Genomic DNA, 16,006 nt, shown 5'->3' on the forward strand with positions numbered 1-16,006 from the left:
GTCATTGCTCCTTCGTGGGTTGGTTCTTGCGAGCGAGCGCAAGCAGTTGGTCGGCGACGGTGGCTCCGCCGTCGGGTTCGCGGGCGACCACGAGCACAGTGTCGTCTCCGGCAATGGTGCCGATGACACCGGGGAGTTCGGCGTGGTCGAGTGCGGAGGCGAAGAACTGGGCCGCACCGGGTGGCGTGCGCAGCACCACGAGGTTGGCCGACGGGACCGCCGAGACGAGGAGTTCACCGCAGACCCGGGCCAGCCGGGCCTCGGCCACCGAGGGAGCGTCCGGGGTGGCCCGCGGTGTGCGGTCGCCGCCTTCGCCGGGCAGGGCGTAGACAAGGGCTCCGCCGGCGGTGCGCACCCGGACCGCACCGAGTTCGTCCAGGTCGCGGGACAGGGTGGTCTGCGTCACGGCGATCCCTTCCTGGGCGAGCCGGTCGGCCAGCTCCGCCTGCGATCGCACCTCCGTACGCGACAGCACCTCCACGACGTACTGGTGGCGGGCGGTCTTCGTCATCGCAACGCGGGGCACGTCCGTGCCGTGGCGGGGCGTGGTCAGGTCGACGTCGGGGACCTTGGGTCCGGCGGACCGCGCCACCTTCCGGCCGGCTCTCGAAGGCGCCTGGTCTCCGGTCACGACGGCCTCCTCCCGAGGGGACCGGGCGCGGGAGGGGGACCCCTTGGCCGGCGCCCGGTCGGTCGTCGTCTCGTGGTTCATCGCACCTCCTGACCCGGATGCTCTTGCCCCGACCGCTCCAGCAGCCAGGTGAGCAGCGCCTTCTGCGCGTGCAGGCGGTTTTCGGCCTCGTCCCAGACGACGCTGCGTGGGCCGTCGATGACGCCGGCCTCGATCTCCTTGCCGCGGTAGGCCGGCAGGCAGTGAAGCACGATCGCGTCGGGCGCGGCGTGGCTCATCGCCTGCTCGGTCAGGGCGAACGGGACGAACGGCGCGGACCGGCTCGCCGCCTCCTCCTCCTGCCCCATCGACACCCAGGTGTCCGTCGCCACCACGTCGGCATCCTTGATCGCCTCACGGGGATCGTCGACCACCGCGACCGATCCACCGCCGGCGGCGGCGAGCTCGGTGGCCCTGGCCAGCACCGACGGGTCCGGTTGGTAGTCGCGCGGGGTGCCGACGCGCACGTGCATCCCCGCGATCGCGCCTCCGAGGAGGTAGGAGTGCGACATGTTGTTGGCACCGTCGCCGAGGTAGCTGAGCCGGAGCCCGGCCAGCCGCCCCTTGTGCTCGCGGACCGTCTGCAGGTCGGCGAGAATCTGGCACGGGTGGAACTCGTCGGTCAGCGCGTTGATGACAGGCACCGTGCTGACGGCGGCCATCTCCTCGATGCGTTCCTGGCCGGCCGTACGCCAGACGATCGCCGCGACCTGACGGTCGAGCACCCGGGCTGTGTCCGCGATCGACTCGCCGCGTCCGAGCTGGGCGTTCTGGGCATCGACCACCATCGGGTAGCCGCCCAACTCGGTGATTCCGACGCTGAAGGAGACCCTGGTGCGGGTGGAGGACTTGTCGAACAGCACGGCCACGACCCGCGGCCCTTCCAGCGGGCGGAACGCGAAACGGTCCTTCTTCATCGTGTCGGCGAGGTCGAGCACCTGCGCCTGCTCGGCGCCACTCAGGTCGTCGTCCCGCAGGAAGTGCCGCACCATCAGGACTCCTCGGTGGAAGCGGTGTCGAGAATGCCGGGCAGCGCGTCGACCAAGGATCGCGCCTGCTCCGAGGTGACCGTCAGCGGTGGTGCCAACCGGATCGCGTCCGGCTGCACGGCGTTGACGAGGAATCCCGCCCGCTGGGCGGCGGCCTGTACCTGTGGTGCCCTGGGCTCGGCGAGCAGGACCGCGAGCCACAGCCCCTGACCGCGGATCCCGGACAACAGCGGGTGCGACAGCGCGGAGATGGCGTCCGAGAGCTCGGCGCCGACCTTCGCCACGTGGTCCAGCAGGCCGTCCACCTCGATGGTGTGGAGGACGGCGAGCGCGGCCGCGACAGCGACGGGGTTGCCGCCGAAGGTCGAGCCGTGGTCACCCTTGGCGAACGTCTGCCCGAACCGGCCGACACCGATGCAGGCGCCGATCGGCAGCCCGCCGCCGAGCCCCTTCGCGAGAGTGAGGACGTCGGGGCGTACGCCTTCGTGCTGGTGGGCGAACCACGTGCCGGTGCGGCCGACACCGCTCTGGATCTCGTCGAGCACCAGCACGGCTCCCGTCGCGTCGCAGATCTGCCGGGCCGCGGTGAGGTAACCGTGCGGCGGCGGGACCACACCCGCCTCACCCTGGGCGGGTTCGAGGAAGACTCCCGCGCACTCGTCGGTGACGGCGTTCTTCAGCGCGTCGGCGTCGCCGTAGGGGACGAACCGCACGTCGAGACCGAACGGCCCGAACGGCTCGCGGATCGCTGCCTTTCCGGTCAGGGCGAGCGCGCCCATGGTGCGCCCGTGGAAGCCGTTGTCGGCGGCCACGACGTAGCGACGCCCGGTGCCGGCCGCGTTGCGGAGCACCAGCTTGAGCGCCGCCTCGTTGGCTTCGGTTCCGCTGTTGGCGAAGAACACCCGGCCGTCGTGGCCGAGCAGGGCGAGCAGACGTTCGGCGAGCAGCACCTCGGGTTGGTGGATGAACAGGTTGGAGGTGTGCGCGAGGGTGGCGACCTGCTTCGACACTGCGTCCACCAGGGCCGGGTGCGCGTGCCCGAGGGAGGACACCGCGATGCCTGCGATGAAGTCGAGGTAGCTGTTGCCGTCGACGTCCCAGACCGTGCATCCCTCGCCGCGGGCGAGCGCCACCGGCGGGACGCCGTAGTTGGGCATCAGGGCGGCGGAGAACCGACCCGCCCAGGTGTCGTACTGCGGCCAGACACTCATGCGTACGTTCCCTCCTGCTGCGCCGGCACCACCATGGTGCCGATGCCCTCGTCGGTGAAGATCTCCAGCAGCAGCGAGTGCGCGACCCGCCCGTCGATCACGTGCGCCTGCGGCACCCCGCCACGAACGGCCCGCAGGCACGCCTCCATCTTCGGCACCATGCCCGACGCCAGCGACGGCAGGAGCCCGGCCAGCTCGTGGGCGTCCAGCTCACTGATCACCTCGTCGCTGTTCGGCCAGTCGCGGTAGAGGCCCTCCACGTCGGTGAGCACGACCAGCTTGCGGGCTCCCAGCGCGGTGGCGAGGGCGGCCGCCGCCGTGTCGGCGTTGACGTTGTGCACCTGGCCGTCGACGTCGGGCGCGACGCTCGACACGACCGGGATACGACCGGCCTCGATCAGGTCGCGCACCGCCTCGGCGCGTACGGACACGACGTCGCCGACCAGGCCGATGTCGACCGCATCGCCGTCGACGGTGGCCGTGCGGCGTTCGGCCGTGAACAGACCGGCGTCCTCTCCGGACAGGCCGACCGCGAACGGACCGTGGGAGTTGACCAGCCCGACGAGCTCGCGCCCGACCTGGCCCACGAGTACCATCCGGACGACCTCCATCGCCTCAGGTGTGGTCACCCGCAGGCCGCCCCGGAACTCGCTGGGGATGTCGAGCCGGTTGAGCATCTCGCTGATCTGCGGGCCTCCGCCGTGCACGATCACAGGTCGCAGGCCGGCGTAGCGCAGGAACACGATGTCCTGGGCGAAGGCTCGCTTCAGCACGTCGTCGGTCATCGCGTTGCCGCCGTACTTGATCACGACGATCGAACCGTGGAACTGTTCGAACCACGGCAGCGCCTCGATCAGGGTCTCGGCCTTGCGCTGCGCCTGCAGACGGTCCCGGCTCTGGACCTGGGCGTGGCCCTTGGCCGGCGCGGCTCCGCCCGGTGTGCTCTGAGTGTTCGATGTGCTCGATGTGATCGGAGCGTTCGGAGCGTTCGGAGCGTTCGGAGCGTTCGGAGCGTTCGGTGTGGTGCTCATGCGGCGGCACGTCCCATGCATGGCTCGTGGTGCGCTGGTCGGTGGACTGGCTCAGGTGGAGTACGCGGAGTTTTCGTGGACGTAGGCATGGGTCAGGTCGTTGGTCCAGATGGTCGCCGACTCCTGCCCGGCCTTCAGATCGACGGTCACCTCGACCTGGCGTGGGGAGAGGTCGACCAGGTCGCGGGACTCGCCGATTCCGCCGTCGCGGCACACCCACACGCCGTTGAAGGCGACGTCCAGGGTCGCGGGGTCGAACGCCGCCCGAGTGGTGCCCACCGCGGCAAGGATCCTGCCCCAGTTGGCGTCCTTGCCGTAGACGGCGCACTTGAAGAGGTTGTTCCGGGCGATGGCCCGGGCGGCGTCCAGCGCGTCCTGCTGGGTCGCGGCGTGCACCACCTCGATCGCGATGTCGTGCTCGGCACCCTCGGCGTCACCGATCAACTGCTGGCCGAGATCGTGGCAGACGGCGGTCAACCCGGCAGTGAACTCCTCGTGGGTGGGCGTGACGCCGGACGCGCCGCTGGCCATCAACAGGACCGTGTCGTTGGTGGACATGCATCCGTCGGAGTCGAGCCGGTCGAACGTCGCCGACGTGGCCGCACGCAGGGCGAGGTCGGCGGCAACCGGGTCGAGCGCGGCGTCGGTGGTGATCACCACGAGCATGGTCGCCAGCGAGGGCGCGAGCATGCCGGCCCCCTTGGCCATCCCGCCGATGGACCAGCCCGCCCCGGCGTGCGTCGCCTGCTTGGCCCGGGTGTCGGTGGTCATGATCGCGGTCGCGGCCGCCTGGCCGCCGTCGTCGGACAGCTTCGCGACGGCTTCGGTGAGGCCACCGAGCAGCTTGTCGCGGTCGAGGAGCTCGCCGATCAGGCCGGTCGAACAGATCGCGACGTCGATGGCTGCGGTCGCTTCGGCACCGGGAGCGGCCGCGGCGGTCAGCTGCTGCGCGGTGTGCTCCGCGCTCGCGTGGGTCGTCTGGAAACCCTCCGGGCCGGTGTAGCAGTTGGCGCCGCCGGAGTTGAGGGCAACTGCCCGGACCTGACCGTCCTTGCAGACCTGCTCACTCCACAGCACCGGGTTGGCCTTGCAGCGGTTGTCGGTGAACACGGCTGCGGCGGTGAACGAGGGGCCGTCGTTGACGACCAGGGCGACGTCGGGGTTGCCGCTCGGCTTGAGCCCGGCGGTCACGCCGGCGGCCCGGAAGCCGATGGGGGTGGTGACGGACAAGGGAGTGCCTTTCGGGGGCGAGGATCGGGTGCTGACGACGCGGTCCGGCCAGGTCGCCAGGCAACGGTGACGTGCCGGGCTATCGCCGGGGCCCGCCTCGTCGTCGCCGGTAGCGATGCCCGCTCCACTGTCCGCCGCTCGCGGCGGTCCTGCACCGGATGCTCACGGCGCCAGTCCGACCGTGGTCAGACCCGTCGTCTCGGCGATGCCGAGAGCGAGGTTCATGCACTGGACGGCTCCGCCCGCGGTGCCCTTGGTGAGGTTGTCCAGCGCCGCGACGGCGACCAGTCGCCCGGCCCGGTCGTCCACCACCACCTGGGCGTGCACGGCGTTGGAGCCGAGGGTCGCCGCCGTGCTGGGCCAGCTGCCCTCCGCAAGCAGGTGCAGGAACGGCTCGTCGGCCCACGCCCGCACGTAGGCGTCCCGGACGGTGGCGGTGTCGACGCCTTCGCGGACGCGCACCGTGCACGTCGCCAGGATGCCGCGCGGCATCGGCGCCAGGGTTGGCGTGAACGACACGGTGACCGGCGAGCCCGAGACCTGCCGGAGGTTCTGCTCGATCTCGGGGGTGTGCCGGTGGGCGCCGCCGACGGAGTAGGCGGACATGGCGCCCATCACCTCGCTGCCGAGCAGGTGCGGTTTGAGCGACCGGCCGGCGCCGGAGGTGCCGGAGGCGGCGACCACGACGACGTCGCGGGCGTCCACCAGGCCGGCGGCGACGGCCGGGAGCAACGCGAGAGTGGAAACGGTCGGATAGCAGCCGGGGACCGCGATCCGACGAGCCGGCCGCAGCAGGTCGCGCTGGCCGGGCAGCTCGGGCAGGCCGTAGGGCCAGGTGCCGGCGTGGTCACCGGAGTACCACCGCTGCCAGTCGGCGGCCTCGGCGAGCCGGAAGTCGGCGCCGCAGTCGATGACGAGCACGTCGTCGGGGAGGCTTGCTGCGACAGCCGCGGACTGCCCGTGTGGAAGGGCGAGGAAGACCACGTCGTGGCCGGCCAGCGTGTCAGTGGTGGTCTCCCCCAGCACCCGGTCGGCGAGCGGCGTCAGGTGCGGCTGATGCCGCCCCAGCGGCGTGCCGGCGTTGGAGCCGGCGGTCACCGCGCCGATCTCGATCTCGGGGTGGGCCAGGAGCAGGCGCAACAGCTCGCCACCGGCATAGCCGCTCGCACCTGCCACCGCCGCATTGAAACCCATGGTCACGTCACCCCTCGGTTGGTTCTGCATGAGTATGCCCCATCCTGCATGCCCATGCAACCGACTGACCGGTGACCTTCACATGTTCACACGGGCGTCCGGCGCCTCCCGCACCGCCGCCCGGGCTCAGGAATCACTTCCCAGTGGCGCCGCTCAACGTGAGCTCCTCCGAGAAGTGACAGGCGGCGAGGTGGTGTGCCCCCGTCTCCCGCAGGGCCGGAACCTCCGAGACGCAGCGGTCCGGCCGTACGTGCGGGCACCGGGTGTGGAACAGGCACCCCGAGGGCGGGTTCGCCGCGTCCGGTAGGTCGTCCGGAAGCCCGTGCTCGTGCCGCGCCCGCCGGTTGTGCGGATCCGGCAGCGGCACGGCGTTCAGCAACGCCTCGGTGTAGGGGTGGTGCGGCTGGGTGTACAGCGAGGAGGTGTCGGCGGTCTCCACGATCGAGCCGAGGTACATCACCGTCACCCGGTCGCACAGGTGCTCCACCACGGACAGGTCGTGGGAGATGAACAGGTACGTCAGGTCGAACTGCGCTTGCAGGTCGGCCAGCAGGTTCAGGATCTGCGCCCGGACGGACACGTCCAGCGCCGACACCGCCTCGTCCGCGATCACCAGTCGCGGCTCGGTGATCAGGGCGCGGGCGATGTTGATCCGCTGGCGTTCACCGCCGGAGAACGCGTGGGGGTAGCGCCGCATGTACTCCGGCCGCAGGCCGCACCGGCGCAGCATGTCCGCCACCCGGTCCTGCAGCTCCGAGCCGCTGGCGAGGTTGTTCGTCCGCAGCGGCTCCCCCACGAGTTGCAGCAGCGTCATCCGGGGGTTCAGGGAGGAGAACGGGTCCTGGAAGATGACCCGGATCTCCCGGCGGTACGGCGCGAGCTCGCGGTTGCGCAACCGGGCCAGGTCGACCGTCTCGCCGTTGGGCCGGCGGTACTGGATCTGGCCGGAGCTGGGCTGGAGCACTCTGGCGAGGCAGCGGCCGAGCGTCGTCTTCCCACACCCGGACTCACCCACCAGGCCGAGCGTCTCCCCCGGCGCGATGTCGAAGTCGACCGAGTCCACCGCGCGAACGGCGCCGGTGGTGCGGCCGAACATCCCCCGCTTGATCGGGAAGTGCATCGACAGGTCGCGCACCTCGACCAGCGGAGCGCCCGAAGTGTCGCGCGACCGGGATCCGTTGGGGGCGGGACGCTCCCGCACCTGGACCGCGGCGCCACCTGTCCCGGCCGTCCCGGCCCCACCTCCAGCACCGCCACCCGTCGAGGTCGACCGCGCCACCGAACCCTCCGGTGCCGCCTCGCCGTTGGCCGCACGCCCTCCGCCGGTCCTGGCCGCGCCCACGCCGGTCAGCTCGCCCTGCTCGTCGTACAGGTGACACTGGGCCAGGTGGTCGCTCCCGAAACGCACCAGCGGCGGGTCCTGCTGGTCGCACACGCCGGCGATCACGTGGTCGCACCGGGTGTGGAACGGGCAGCCTGCCGGGCGGTTCTGCGGGTGCGGCACCATGCCGCGGATCGCGGCCAGGCGCTGGCGCCCCCGCTCGCCCGATCCGCGCATGGTGGGGATCGAACGCAGCAGGGCCTGGGTGTACGGGTGCTTCGGCTCGTCGAAGATCTCGCGCACGGTGCCGTGCTCGGCGACCTTGCCGAGGTACATGACCGTCACCTCGTCGGCGATCTCCGCCACCACGCCCAGGTCATGGGTGATGAAGACCATCGCCATCCCGGTCTGGTCCTGCAGGTCCTTCAGCAGGTCGAGGATGCGGGCCTGCGTGGTGACGTCCAGCGCGGTGGTGGGCTCGTCCGCGATCAGCAACGCCGGGTCGCAGGACAACGCGATGGCGATCATCACCCGCTGGCACATGCCGCCGGACAGCTGGAACGGATAGGCGTCCATCCGGCGTTCCGGCTGCGGGATGCCGACGCGGCGCAGCTGCGCGACGGCCCGCTCGTGCGCCTCCTCCTTCGAAAGCGGGAGGTGCAGCTGGATCGCCTCGACGAGCTGGTCGCCAACGGTGTACATCGGCGACAGCGAGGCCATCGGCTCCTGGAACACCATGCCGATCTCGGCGCCGCGTACCCGGCGGATCTCCTCACCGCGCGGGTCGAGCTTGGCGAGGTCGGTCCAGTCGGCGTCCGGGCTCGGCCGCCAGTCGATCCGGCCGCCGGCGATCGCGCCGGGTCGCTCGACGAGCTGCAGGATCGACCGGGCCGTCACCGACTTTCCGCAGCCGGACTCGCCTACGACGCAGACCGTACGCCCTTTCGGCACCGTCAGATCGACGCCGTCGACCGCGCGGACGACGCCCTCCCGGCTGGTGAAGTGCGTGTGCAGGTCGGTGATGCGCAACAGTGTCGACTGGTCGGCATCCGCACTCGGTGCCGGGCCGGGCGCGGCGCCCGGGCCACGGCCTCGGCCACGCCCACGGGCGCGGTCACGCCGGCCGCCGCCCTCGGCGACCTCGGAGCGACTGAACTGGTTCATTCGGCTCTCCTCACCGCCGGCTCGTCGCCGGCGTCGCGGCCGTGGGTTCCGGTTGCCGGCCGGCGTCGCCCGCCGGCCCGACCAAGGTCTCCACCACGGATGTCAGTGCTTGTACGGGTCCGCCGCGTCACGCAGGCCGTCACCGAGGAAGTTCAGCGCGAGGACGGCGACCACCACCGTCGCACCGGGCAGCAGGAGCCACGGTGCGGTGGCCACCGCCCGGATGTTCTGCGCCTCCTGCAGGAGGACGCCCCAGCTCACCACCGGTGCCTGCAGTCCCAGCCCCAGGAAGGACAGGGACGTCTCGGCGAGGATCATGCCCGGGATCGACAGCGTGAGCGAGGCGATCAGGTAGCTGGAGAACGACGGGAGCATGTGCCGGAAGATGATCCGCGGCTGGCTGGCACCGTCGATCGTCGCGGCCGTCACGAAGTCCTCCTCCCGCAGCGACAGGAACCGGCTGCGCACCACCCGGGCCAGGTGCGTCCAGGCGATCATCGACAGGATGACTGTGACCGCGAAGTACCGCTTCAACGGACCCCAGCCAGGTGGCACCGCGGCCGCCAGACCGAGCCACAGCGGCAGTGTGGGTACGGACATGAAGAACTCCACCCCGCGCTGGATGACCGTGTCCACGACGCCGCCGAAGAAGCCGGACACCCCGCCGAGCACCACGCCGAGGACGAACGCGAGCGCCACCCCGACCAGGCCGATGGACATCGACACCCGGGAACCGTGGATGATCCGGGACAGCAGGTCGTGGCCGTTGCGGTCGGCGCCGATGAGGTACATCGGCGGTCCCTTCGGCCCGTTGCTCGGCCCGATCAGGTGCCGGTCACCAGGGATGAGCCCGAACAGCTTGTACGACTCGCCCTTGGCGAACAGGCTCACCGGCACCTTCTTGTGCTCGTCGGTGGTCCAGGTGAGCTCCAGCGTCGTGGGGTCCTGTTTGGACTTGTAGCCGTAGACGTACATGCCCCACTTGCCGTCGTCGACGAAGTGCAGTCGTTGCGGCGGCGCGTAGGCATAGTCGGGGTTGTAGTGCCCGCTGGAGTACGGCGCGAGGAACTCCGCGAAGATCGCCAGCACGTAGATAAACAGCGTCACCACCAGTCCGGCCATGGCGAGCTTGTGCCGCTTGAAGCCCCACCACACCAGCTTCCACTGTGGTGCGACGGCGATCGCCGTGTCGCCGCTCACGCCCGCCTCGGCGACCGGCGCGTCCGGCTCGACGACCGGGCCGGTTCCCTCGTCCGCGGGAAGTGTCTGCTGTGTCATCGTCGCTCCCGCCTACCGGTGGCTGAGCCGGACCCGGGGGTCCAACCAGGCCAGGGCGATGTCGGAGATCAGGGTGCCGATCACGGTGAGCACGCTCACGATCAGGATGATCGATCCCGCGAGGTACATGTCCTGGCTCTTAAGCGCGTCCAGGAGCAACGGCCCGGTCGTCTGCAGCGACAGCACCTGCGCCACGATGACCTCACCGGAGACCAGCCCGGGGAGCACCCACCCGATCGTGGAGACGAACGGGTTCAGCGCGACGCGCAGCGGATACTTCACCGTGAGCCGGCGTTCGGGCATACCCCTGGCCCGGGCGGCGACGACGTAGGGCTTGTGCAACTCGTCCAGAAGGTTCGCGCGCAACACCCGGACCAGGCCTGCGGTGCCGGCGGCACCCAGGACGACCACCGGCACCCACAGGTGACTGAGCAGGTCGATCAGCTTGCCGAGGTTCCACTGCGAGTCCACGTAGTCCTGGGAGAACAACCCCCCGACGCTGAGCCCGAAGTAGTTGAGTCCGACCCACATCAGGACCAGCGCGATCAGGAAGTTCGGGACGGCCAGCCCGAGGAAGCCCAGCGTGGTGGCCACGTAGTCGCCGACGGAGTACTGCCGGACCGCGGAGTAGACGCCGATGGGGAACGCGACGGCCCAGGTGAACAGCAGCGTGGTGATCGCCAGCACGACGGTGAGTCCCAGCCGCTCGCTCAGCAGCGCGGACACCGGTTTGTTCCAGGCGAACGACATGCCGAAGTCGCCGTGGAGGATGCCGCCGATCCACTTGAGGTACTGGATGTAGACCGGCTGGTCGAGCCCGTACCTTGCCGACAGCGCCGCCAACTGCGCCTTGTCGATCTGGTCGCCCTGCGACTGCAGCTGGGACACGATCGTGGTCAGGTAGTCGCCTGGCGGCAGTTGGATGATGATGAACGCCACCACGGAGATGGCGAAGACGGTCGGGATCATCAACAGGATCCGCCGCCCCATGTACGTCAACATGTCCGGCTACCTCCTCGCACCGCGCTCACGTGGGCAGTCGTCGGGTGGGTCAGGACTTGAACCACTGCTCGGGATTGCTCAGGGCAGGCGTCGCCATGATGGACGCCTCCGGCATCTTGGCCGGCACGTTGTGGAGGTTGTTCTTCACGATGCCGTAGGTGTTGGGGATCCGCACGCAGCCGATGCAGTAGAACTGCTCCTTGGCGATCTGCAGGATCTGCTTGTAGATCGCCTTCTGCTCGTTCTCGTCGATGGTGGCGATGAGCTGGCGGTACAACTGCATCTGCTTCTTCGGCGCGGCCGGTGGCTCCTCACCCTCCTTGCCGTAGGTGTTGAACCACTGCTGCCACAGCTCGGCGTAGTTGGACTCGCCGCTGAACGGGAAGTACCAGCGGGGTTCGAGCATCTCGATCAGCAGGCCGCCGTCACCCATCCACACCGCGGCGTCGTGCTCGTTGGCGGTCGCGTCCTTGCGCTCGTAGAAGAGCGTGCGGTCCTCGTTCTTCATCTGGGCGTCGACACCGACCTTGCGCCAGAACTGCGTGACGAGGTCGGTTCCGTCGACCCAGGACGGTGTGAGGGACGGGCTGGCCACCTCGACCTGGATGATCAGCCGCTTGCCGTCAGGACGCAGGCGGTAGCCCGCCGAGTCCTTCTTCGTCAGGCCTGCCTTGTCCAGGTAGGAGTTCGCCTTCGCCACGTCGTACTCGGTGTACTGCTTGGCGAACTCCTCGTCGTAGAACTCCGACCGCTCGTCGGGTGCGGCCTGCCACGGCACGCCCTGTCGCTGGAAGACGGTCTTGATCATCTCCGGGCGGTCGATGGCGTGTGAGAGCCCGATGCGGAAGTTCTTGTCCTGGAAGATTTTCCGGACCACCGGGTCCTTGTGGTTGAGGTTCAGCGAGATGACGATGTCGTTCATCACCGTGTTCTCGAGGGTGATGAAGTGGTACTGACCCTTCTCCCGGCCGCGGGCGAGCACGGGCTTGTTCGGCAGCGTGTTGATGTGCCGGGTCGTCATGTCCAGTTCGCCGTTGGATCCCTTGAGCAGGAGCACCTGAACGTCGGAGATGACGTCGTAGTTGGCCCGGTCGAGGTAGGGAAGCTGCCTGCCGTCGGGGTCGGTCTTGAAGTAGTACGGGTTGCGCTCGAACGTCACCCGGCTTCCCGTGCCCAGCGGGTTCTTCGTCACCCAGGCGCACAGCGTCGGCAGCTCGGGGTTGCCCCAGTGGTCGTTCTTGGAGCCGAACAGGTCGGTCCAGGCAGTCATCTTCTGCTGCTTGGCGAGCTTCTCCGCGTCGGGGTTGTACTTCTTGTGGAACTGCTGGAGGTAGTGCTTCGGGGCGAAGAAGACGTTGTACGCCAGCTTGCTGCGGAACAGGCCGTTCGGCTTCGGGAAGGTCACCTTCACCGACACGTCGTCGACCTTCGTGAGCTTCGCCGGCTGCCCGGCGCTGCTGATCCAGTCCGGCACCACCGGGCTCAGCTCCGAGTTGAGCAACCAGTCGTTGAAGCCGAACTCGAGGTCGTCGGCGGTGAACGGCTTTCCGTCGGACCACTTCATGCCCTCGCGGAGCTTGATGGTGAACTCGTCGCCCTTGTCGTTGGGGGTGACCGACTCCGCGATGTTCGGGATGATCTTCCGCCCGGTGGGATCGAACCGCAGCAGGGCTTCGTATCCCATGGTGCGTCCCAGCCAGGGGGTGTCCGCGGCATTGAGCATGACGCTCTTGAACGTTCCGCCGTAGGTGCCGACCTTCTCCGCCGGCTGCACGACGAGGGGGTTCTTCGGGAGCCGTTGTTCGAGCTTGGGCAGCTTCCCGGCCTTGACCTGCTGCGCCAGCATCGGCGCTTCCTTGCCCTTCGCCTTCTGCGCGGCTCCTCCGGCGGCCTTCTTGCCACCGCTCGGATCCGTGGACAGGAACGAACATCCGGACAACGAGGCGGTGGCGAGCGCCCCGCCTCCCCACATCAACAGGTCTCTACGGCTGGGACGTGGGGACTCGGGTGGCGTCATCGCGCACCTCCATGATTCGGGCCTCGGGAGCGTCTCCTCGATGTGACAGGTAAGCGCTCTCCCGAGGTGTGACTGCACGGGATACTGGGCTGTCCGGACTTGCGCGCGTTACATCGGCCCGCCACCAGACCACGGCTGCAGGAGCCGGGCATCGCGATGCTGGTGAGGCCGGTTCGAGGAACATAAGGGACGGATCCCACCCGCACAACAGTTACGTCCGTTTGCCTACCGTCGTACGTCCACAACTGGACGCGGGCCGAGCGTGCCATCGAGTGCGCCGATGCGCGCCGACGTGAGATGCGCCGACGGCGCCCTCCGGGAGCTGCCGCCAGGTGCGCGCCGGTCAGCCGCCGGTGGCGAAGTTGCGTACGGACGCCAGCGGGAGCAGCCAGGTTGCGGCGAGCGCCAGAGCACCGGCGGCCACCAGGGCGAACATCGCGACCCACACCACCGCCGGCACCCGGGTGAGCCGGGCCAGCTGGTCGACGTCGGAGTCCCGTGCCCGGCCGGTGGCGCGCTTGCGCTGGAGTTCGGCCAGCGGGCGGAAGGCGGCCAGCAGCAGGAACCACGTGAAGGCACCGGCCACCAGGGCCTGCGGGCGCGCCGGGGCGTACCACGACACCACGAACAGGCCGAGGCCGGTCACCAGCACGGCGACCACGCCGTAGGCGTTCCGGATCGCCACCAGCATCGCGGCCAGCAACGCGACGCTGAGCCACAGCAGTGCGGTGATCCGGCCGCCGGCGAGCATGGCGGCGTACGCCAGTCCGAGCACCGACGGCGCGAGATATCCCGCGGCCGCGGTGGCCACCATGCCCGGTCCGGTGGGGCGTCCCCGCGACACGGTGACGCCGGAGGTGTCGGAGTGCAGCCGGATCCCCGCCAGCGTGCGGCCGGCCAGCAGCGCGACCAGCGCGTGCCCACCCTCGTGCACGATGGTGACCACCTGGCGAGTCACCCGCCACACCCGGCGAACCCAGACCGCCACCAGAGCGACCGCCGCGCACGCCAGCAGCGCGGAGTCGGACAGCCGGGGCTGGGTGCCCAGCACGTCCTGCCACACCTGACCGAGGTCGTCCGCTGCCGCCATGGCGCGACCGTAGCCTGCCGGGCTGAGCGGACCCTGAGGAGGGCCAGTCAGTCCTCCGGCACCTCGTGGCGCTCGTCGTGCAGCGGCTCGGCATCCGCCGCCGCCCGCCGGGCCCGGATGGGCCGGTCGCTCGCCGTCAGGCACTTGCCCGACTTCAGGTCGAACTCGTACCCGTGCATGGAACAGCGCAGGGTGTCGCCCTCCACCTCACCGAAGTAGCCGAGGTCGGCCTGCCGGTGCGGGCAGGTGCGCTGCACCAGCCAGCCGCCGAGCTGGATCTCCTCCAGCTCGTCCTCCTGGGTGGCGTACCACTGCTCGGCGTAGGCCATGCGTTCGGGAGAAAGGCACTTGAAGAAGGTGTAGACGAACTCGTTGTACGGTCCGACCCGGGCGGCACTGAACCGCATGCTGAGGAACAGGCTGTTCACCCAGTCGATCTCGTGGTCGGCGATCAGCCGTTCGACCATCGGCTGGGCGAACCGGAAGCGGTAGCGGCAGCGCTCGCCCGCCCACGGCCGCACCTCCCGCTCGACGAAGTCGACCACGAGCCGGGTGTCGTCACCGATCTCCAGCTGCAGCATCGCGCCCACACCGGCACAGATGTGGTCGGCCATCGCCAGCAGCGGCTCGAACCACTCCTTGATCGCGGGCAGGAAATCGATCCCCGGCGCCGGCCAGGAAGCCTTCTCCGCCTCGATCTGGGCCCGTCGGCGCTCGGCGTAGGCACGGAGGTACTTCGCCTTCTCGTGGTAGGGCCGGAACGCGTCCTCGGCCGGGTGCACCACGTCGGCCCTGCCGTCGGTGACGGTCATCACGCTGCCCGGGACCATCAGCTTCGCGTTGTCGCGCCCCTGCTGGTGCATGAACTCCACGAAGGCCGGGTGGTCGGGGAACGGGTTGGCCGGTGAGTCGTCGAGGTCGTTGTACGCCATCAGCTCGGCGTCCAGGAACGCCGCCGGCCCGGCGGAGGGCACGACGTACCTCGCGTCGACCTCCTCGACGTAGCGGAAGGCCCGGGCGAGCCCGTTGGCGCGCTTGCTGGTGCCGAACGCGACCTTCGCCGCGTCGGAGAGGTCGTAGACCATCGGCCACCAGTTCGCGCCGGAGAACTGCAGGAAGTGCACGTCGTAGGCGCCGAACGCGCGCAGCTGTTCCAGACTTCCCGGCTTGGCGTCGTTCTGGTTGAGAATCCGCGCCGTGCCGTCGTCCAGCGCCAGCGCGGAGTCGCCGATCGGCCCGTCGCTGGGCGAGGTGAGCGCCACGATCATCACCCGCAGGCCGCCGTCGAGCTCGACCGGCTGCCCGCTCGGCACCGTCACGAACCGGGTGAAGCCGATCCCGCGCAGAGTGTCCTCGAGGTCCGGCGTTCGGTAGTCCGGAAGCAGCACCGTGGCGTCGTGGGAGACACCCTCCCGCAGGTGGTCGGGGTCGAAGTGGTCGCGGTGGAGATGGGAGACGTAGAGGTAGTCGGGGTTGCGGAACACCGACCAGTCCAGTCCGGAGTTGTCCGGGAACGGAAACCACGAGGCGAAGTACGCGGGATTGACCCACGGGTCGCACAGAACAGTGCCTGCCGCGGTCTCGAAGTAGAAACCGGCGTGCCCGATCGAGGTGACCTTCATGAGAACTCCCCCGCTGGTCTCCCATGGATGAGGTGCTTCTCAGAAAGTACCGGTGCCACCGATCGACTACCGGCCATTAGTGGCGATCACAACTCGGCCGCGGCCGGCCGGGCGGCATTGATGAGAACTCCCTCATCAATGCTGGTCGGGAGGGTGTTTTGGTCGGACGTTAACCCTGCGGCGTTGT

12 protein-coding genes are annotated in these 16,006 nt (G+C 69.5%); all 12 read right to left on the reverse strand.

The features are described from left to right. Nucleotide 1: 1 nt before the first annotated feature. The 12 genes from BLU27_RS21305 to BLU27_RS21360 all read right to left on the reverse strand — a co-directional run bounded on the left by BLU27_RS21305 (nucleotide 2) and on the right by BLU27_RS21360 (nucleotide 15,819). Nucleotides 2-712 carry an arginine repressor gene (locus BLU27_RS21305; RefSeq protein ID WP_338417580.1) on the reverse strand — a complete coding sequence of 237 codons (711 nt, stop codon included), beginning with the start codon at nucleotides 710-712 and terminating at the stop codon, nucleotides 2-4. Continuing rightward, nucleotides 709-1,662 carry an ornithine carbamoyltransferase gene (argF, locus tag BLU27_RS21310; protein WP_092655437.1) on the reverse strand — a complete coding sequence of 318 codons (954 nt, stop codon included), beginning with the start codon at nucleotides 1,660-1,662 and terminating at the stop codon, nucleotides 709-711. Before argF ends, BLU27_RS21305 begins: the two co-directional genes overlap by 4 nt. Further along, a complete protein-coding gene (locus tag BLU27_RS21315; RefSeq protein WP_092655438.1) occupies nucleotides 1,662-2,870 on the reverse strand; it encodes an acetylornithine transaminase in 1,209 nt (402 codons plus the stop codon). The genes argF and BLU27_RS21315 overlap by 1 nt, the downstream gene beginning before the upstream one ends. Next, on the reverse strand, nucleotides 2,867-3,901 hold the full coding sequence (gene argB, locus BLU27_RS21320; protein ID WP_092655440.1) for an acetylglutamate kinase: 1,035 nt from the start codon (nucleotides 3,899-3,901) through the stop codon (nucleotides 2,867-2,869). The genes BLU27_RS21315 and argB overlap by 4 nt, the downstream gene beginning before the upstream one ends. A gap of 51 nt (nucleotides 3,902-3,952) precedes the next feature. Further along, the gene (gene argJ / locus BLU27_RS21325; RefSeq protein WP_092655442.1) at nucleotides 3,953-5,131 is read right to left on the reverse strand and encodes a bifunctional glutamate N-acetyltransferase/amino-acid acetyltransferase ArgJ; all 1,179 of its coding nucleotides are present in this window, start codon (nucleotides 5,129-5,131) and stop codon (nucleotides 3,953-3,955) included. A gap of 162 nt (nucleotides 5,132-5,293) precedes the next feature. Further along, entirely contained in the window at nucleotides 5,294-6,325 is a 1,032-nt protein-coding gene (gene argC, locus BLU27_RS21330) for an N-acetyl-gamma-glutamyl-phosphate reductase (RefSeq protein WP_092657982.1), read from the reverse strand. A gap of 133 nt (nucleotides 6,326-6,458) precedes the next feature. Continuing rightward, entirely contained in the window at nucleotides 6,459-8,810 is a 2,352-nt protein-coding gene (locus BLU27_RS21335; protein WP_092655444.1) for an ABC transporter ATP-binding protein, read from the reverse strand. A 102-nt stretch (nucleotides 8,811-8,912) separates the two neighbouring features. After that, entirely contained in the window at nucleotides 8,913-10,088 is a 1,176-nt protein-coding gene (locus BLU27_RS21340) for an ABC transporter permease (RefSeq protein ID WP_092655446.1), read from the reverse strand. Between the two features lie 12 nt (nucleotides 10,089-10,100). Further along, entirely contained in the window at nucleotides 10,101-11,090 is a 990-nt protein-coding gene (locus tag BLU27_RS21345) for an ABC transporter permease (RefSeq protein WP_092655448.1), read from the reverse strand. A 49-nt stretch (nucleotides 11,091-11,139) separates the two neighbouring features. Continuing rightward, nucleotides 11,140-13,107: an ABC transporter substrate-binding protein gene (locus BLU27_RS21350; RefSeq protein WP_092655449.1), complete on the reverse strand. Its 1,968-nt coding sequence runs from the start codon at nucleotides 13,105-13,107 to the stop codon at nucleotides 11,140-11,142. A gap of 343 nt (nucleotides 13,108-13,450) precedes the next feature. After that, on the reverse strand, nucleotides 13,451-14,197 hold the full coding sequence (locus BLU27_RS21355; protein ID WP_092655451.1) for a M50 family metallopeptidase: 747 nt from the start codon (nucleotides 14,195-14,197) through the stop codon (nucleotides 13,451-13,453). 47 nt (nucleotides 14,198-14,244) lie between these two features. Next, on the reverse strand, nucleotides 14,245-15,819 hold the full coding sequence (locus BLU27_RS21360; protein WP_092655452.1) for a Rieske 2Fe-2S domain-containing protein: 1,575 nt from the start codon (nucleotides 15,817-15,819) through the stop codon (nucleotides 14,245-14,247). Nucleotides 15,820-16,006 lie beyond the last annotated feature (187 nt).

It is taken from the genome of Actinopolymorpha singaporensis, assembly GCF_900104745.1.
GTDB classification, from domain to species: Bacteria; Actinomycetota; Actinomycetes; order Propionibacteriales; family Actinopolymorphaceae; genus Actinopolymorpha; species Actinopolymorpha singaporensis.

Coding starts and splice junctions, on each gene's coding strand:
- BLU27_RS21305 (WP_338417580.1), bottom strand. CDS start 712: ATGAACCACGAGACGACGACCGACCGGGCGCCGGCCAAGGGGTCCCCC.
- argF (WP_092655437.1), bottom strand. CDS start 1,662: ATGGTGCGGCACTTCCTGCGGGACGACGACCTGAGTGGCGCCGAGCAG.
- BLU27_RS21315 (WP_092655438.1), bottom strand. CDS start 2,870: ATGAGTGTCTGGCCGCAGTACGACACCTGGGCGGGTCGGTTCTCCGCC.
- argB (WP_092655440.1), bottom strand. CDS start 3,901: ATGAGCACCACACCGAACGCTCCGAACGCTCCGAACGCTCCGAACGCT.
- argC (WP_092657982.1), bottom strand. CDS start 6,325: ATGGGTTTCAATGCGGCGGTGGCAGGTGCGAGCGGCTATGCCGGTGGC.
- BLU27_RS21335 (WP_092655444.1), bottom strand. CDS start 8,810: ATGAACCAGTTCAGTCGCTCCGAGGTCGCCGAGGGCGGCGGCCGGCGT.
- BLU27_RS21340 (WP_092655446.1), bottom strand. CDS start 10,088: ATGACACAGCAGACACTTCCCGCGGACGAGGGAACCGGCCCGGTCGTC.
- BLU27_RS21345 (WP_092655448.1), bottom strand. CDS start 11,090: ATGTTGACGTACATGGGGCGGCGGATCCTGTTGATGATCCCGACCGTC.
- BLU27_RS21350 (WP_092655449.1), bottom strand. CDS start 13,107: ATGACGCCACCCGAGTCCCCACGTCCCAGCCGTAGAGACCTGTTGATG.
- BLU27_RS21355 (WP_092655451.1), bottom strand. CDS start 14,197: ATGGCGGCAGCGGACGACCTCGGTCAGGTGTGGCAGGACGTGCTGGGC.
- BLU27_RS21360 (WP_092655452.1), bottom strand. CDS start 15,819: ATGAAGGTCACCTCGATCGGGCACGCCGGTTTCTACTTCGAGACCGCG.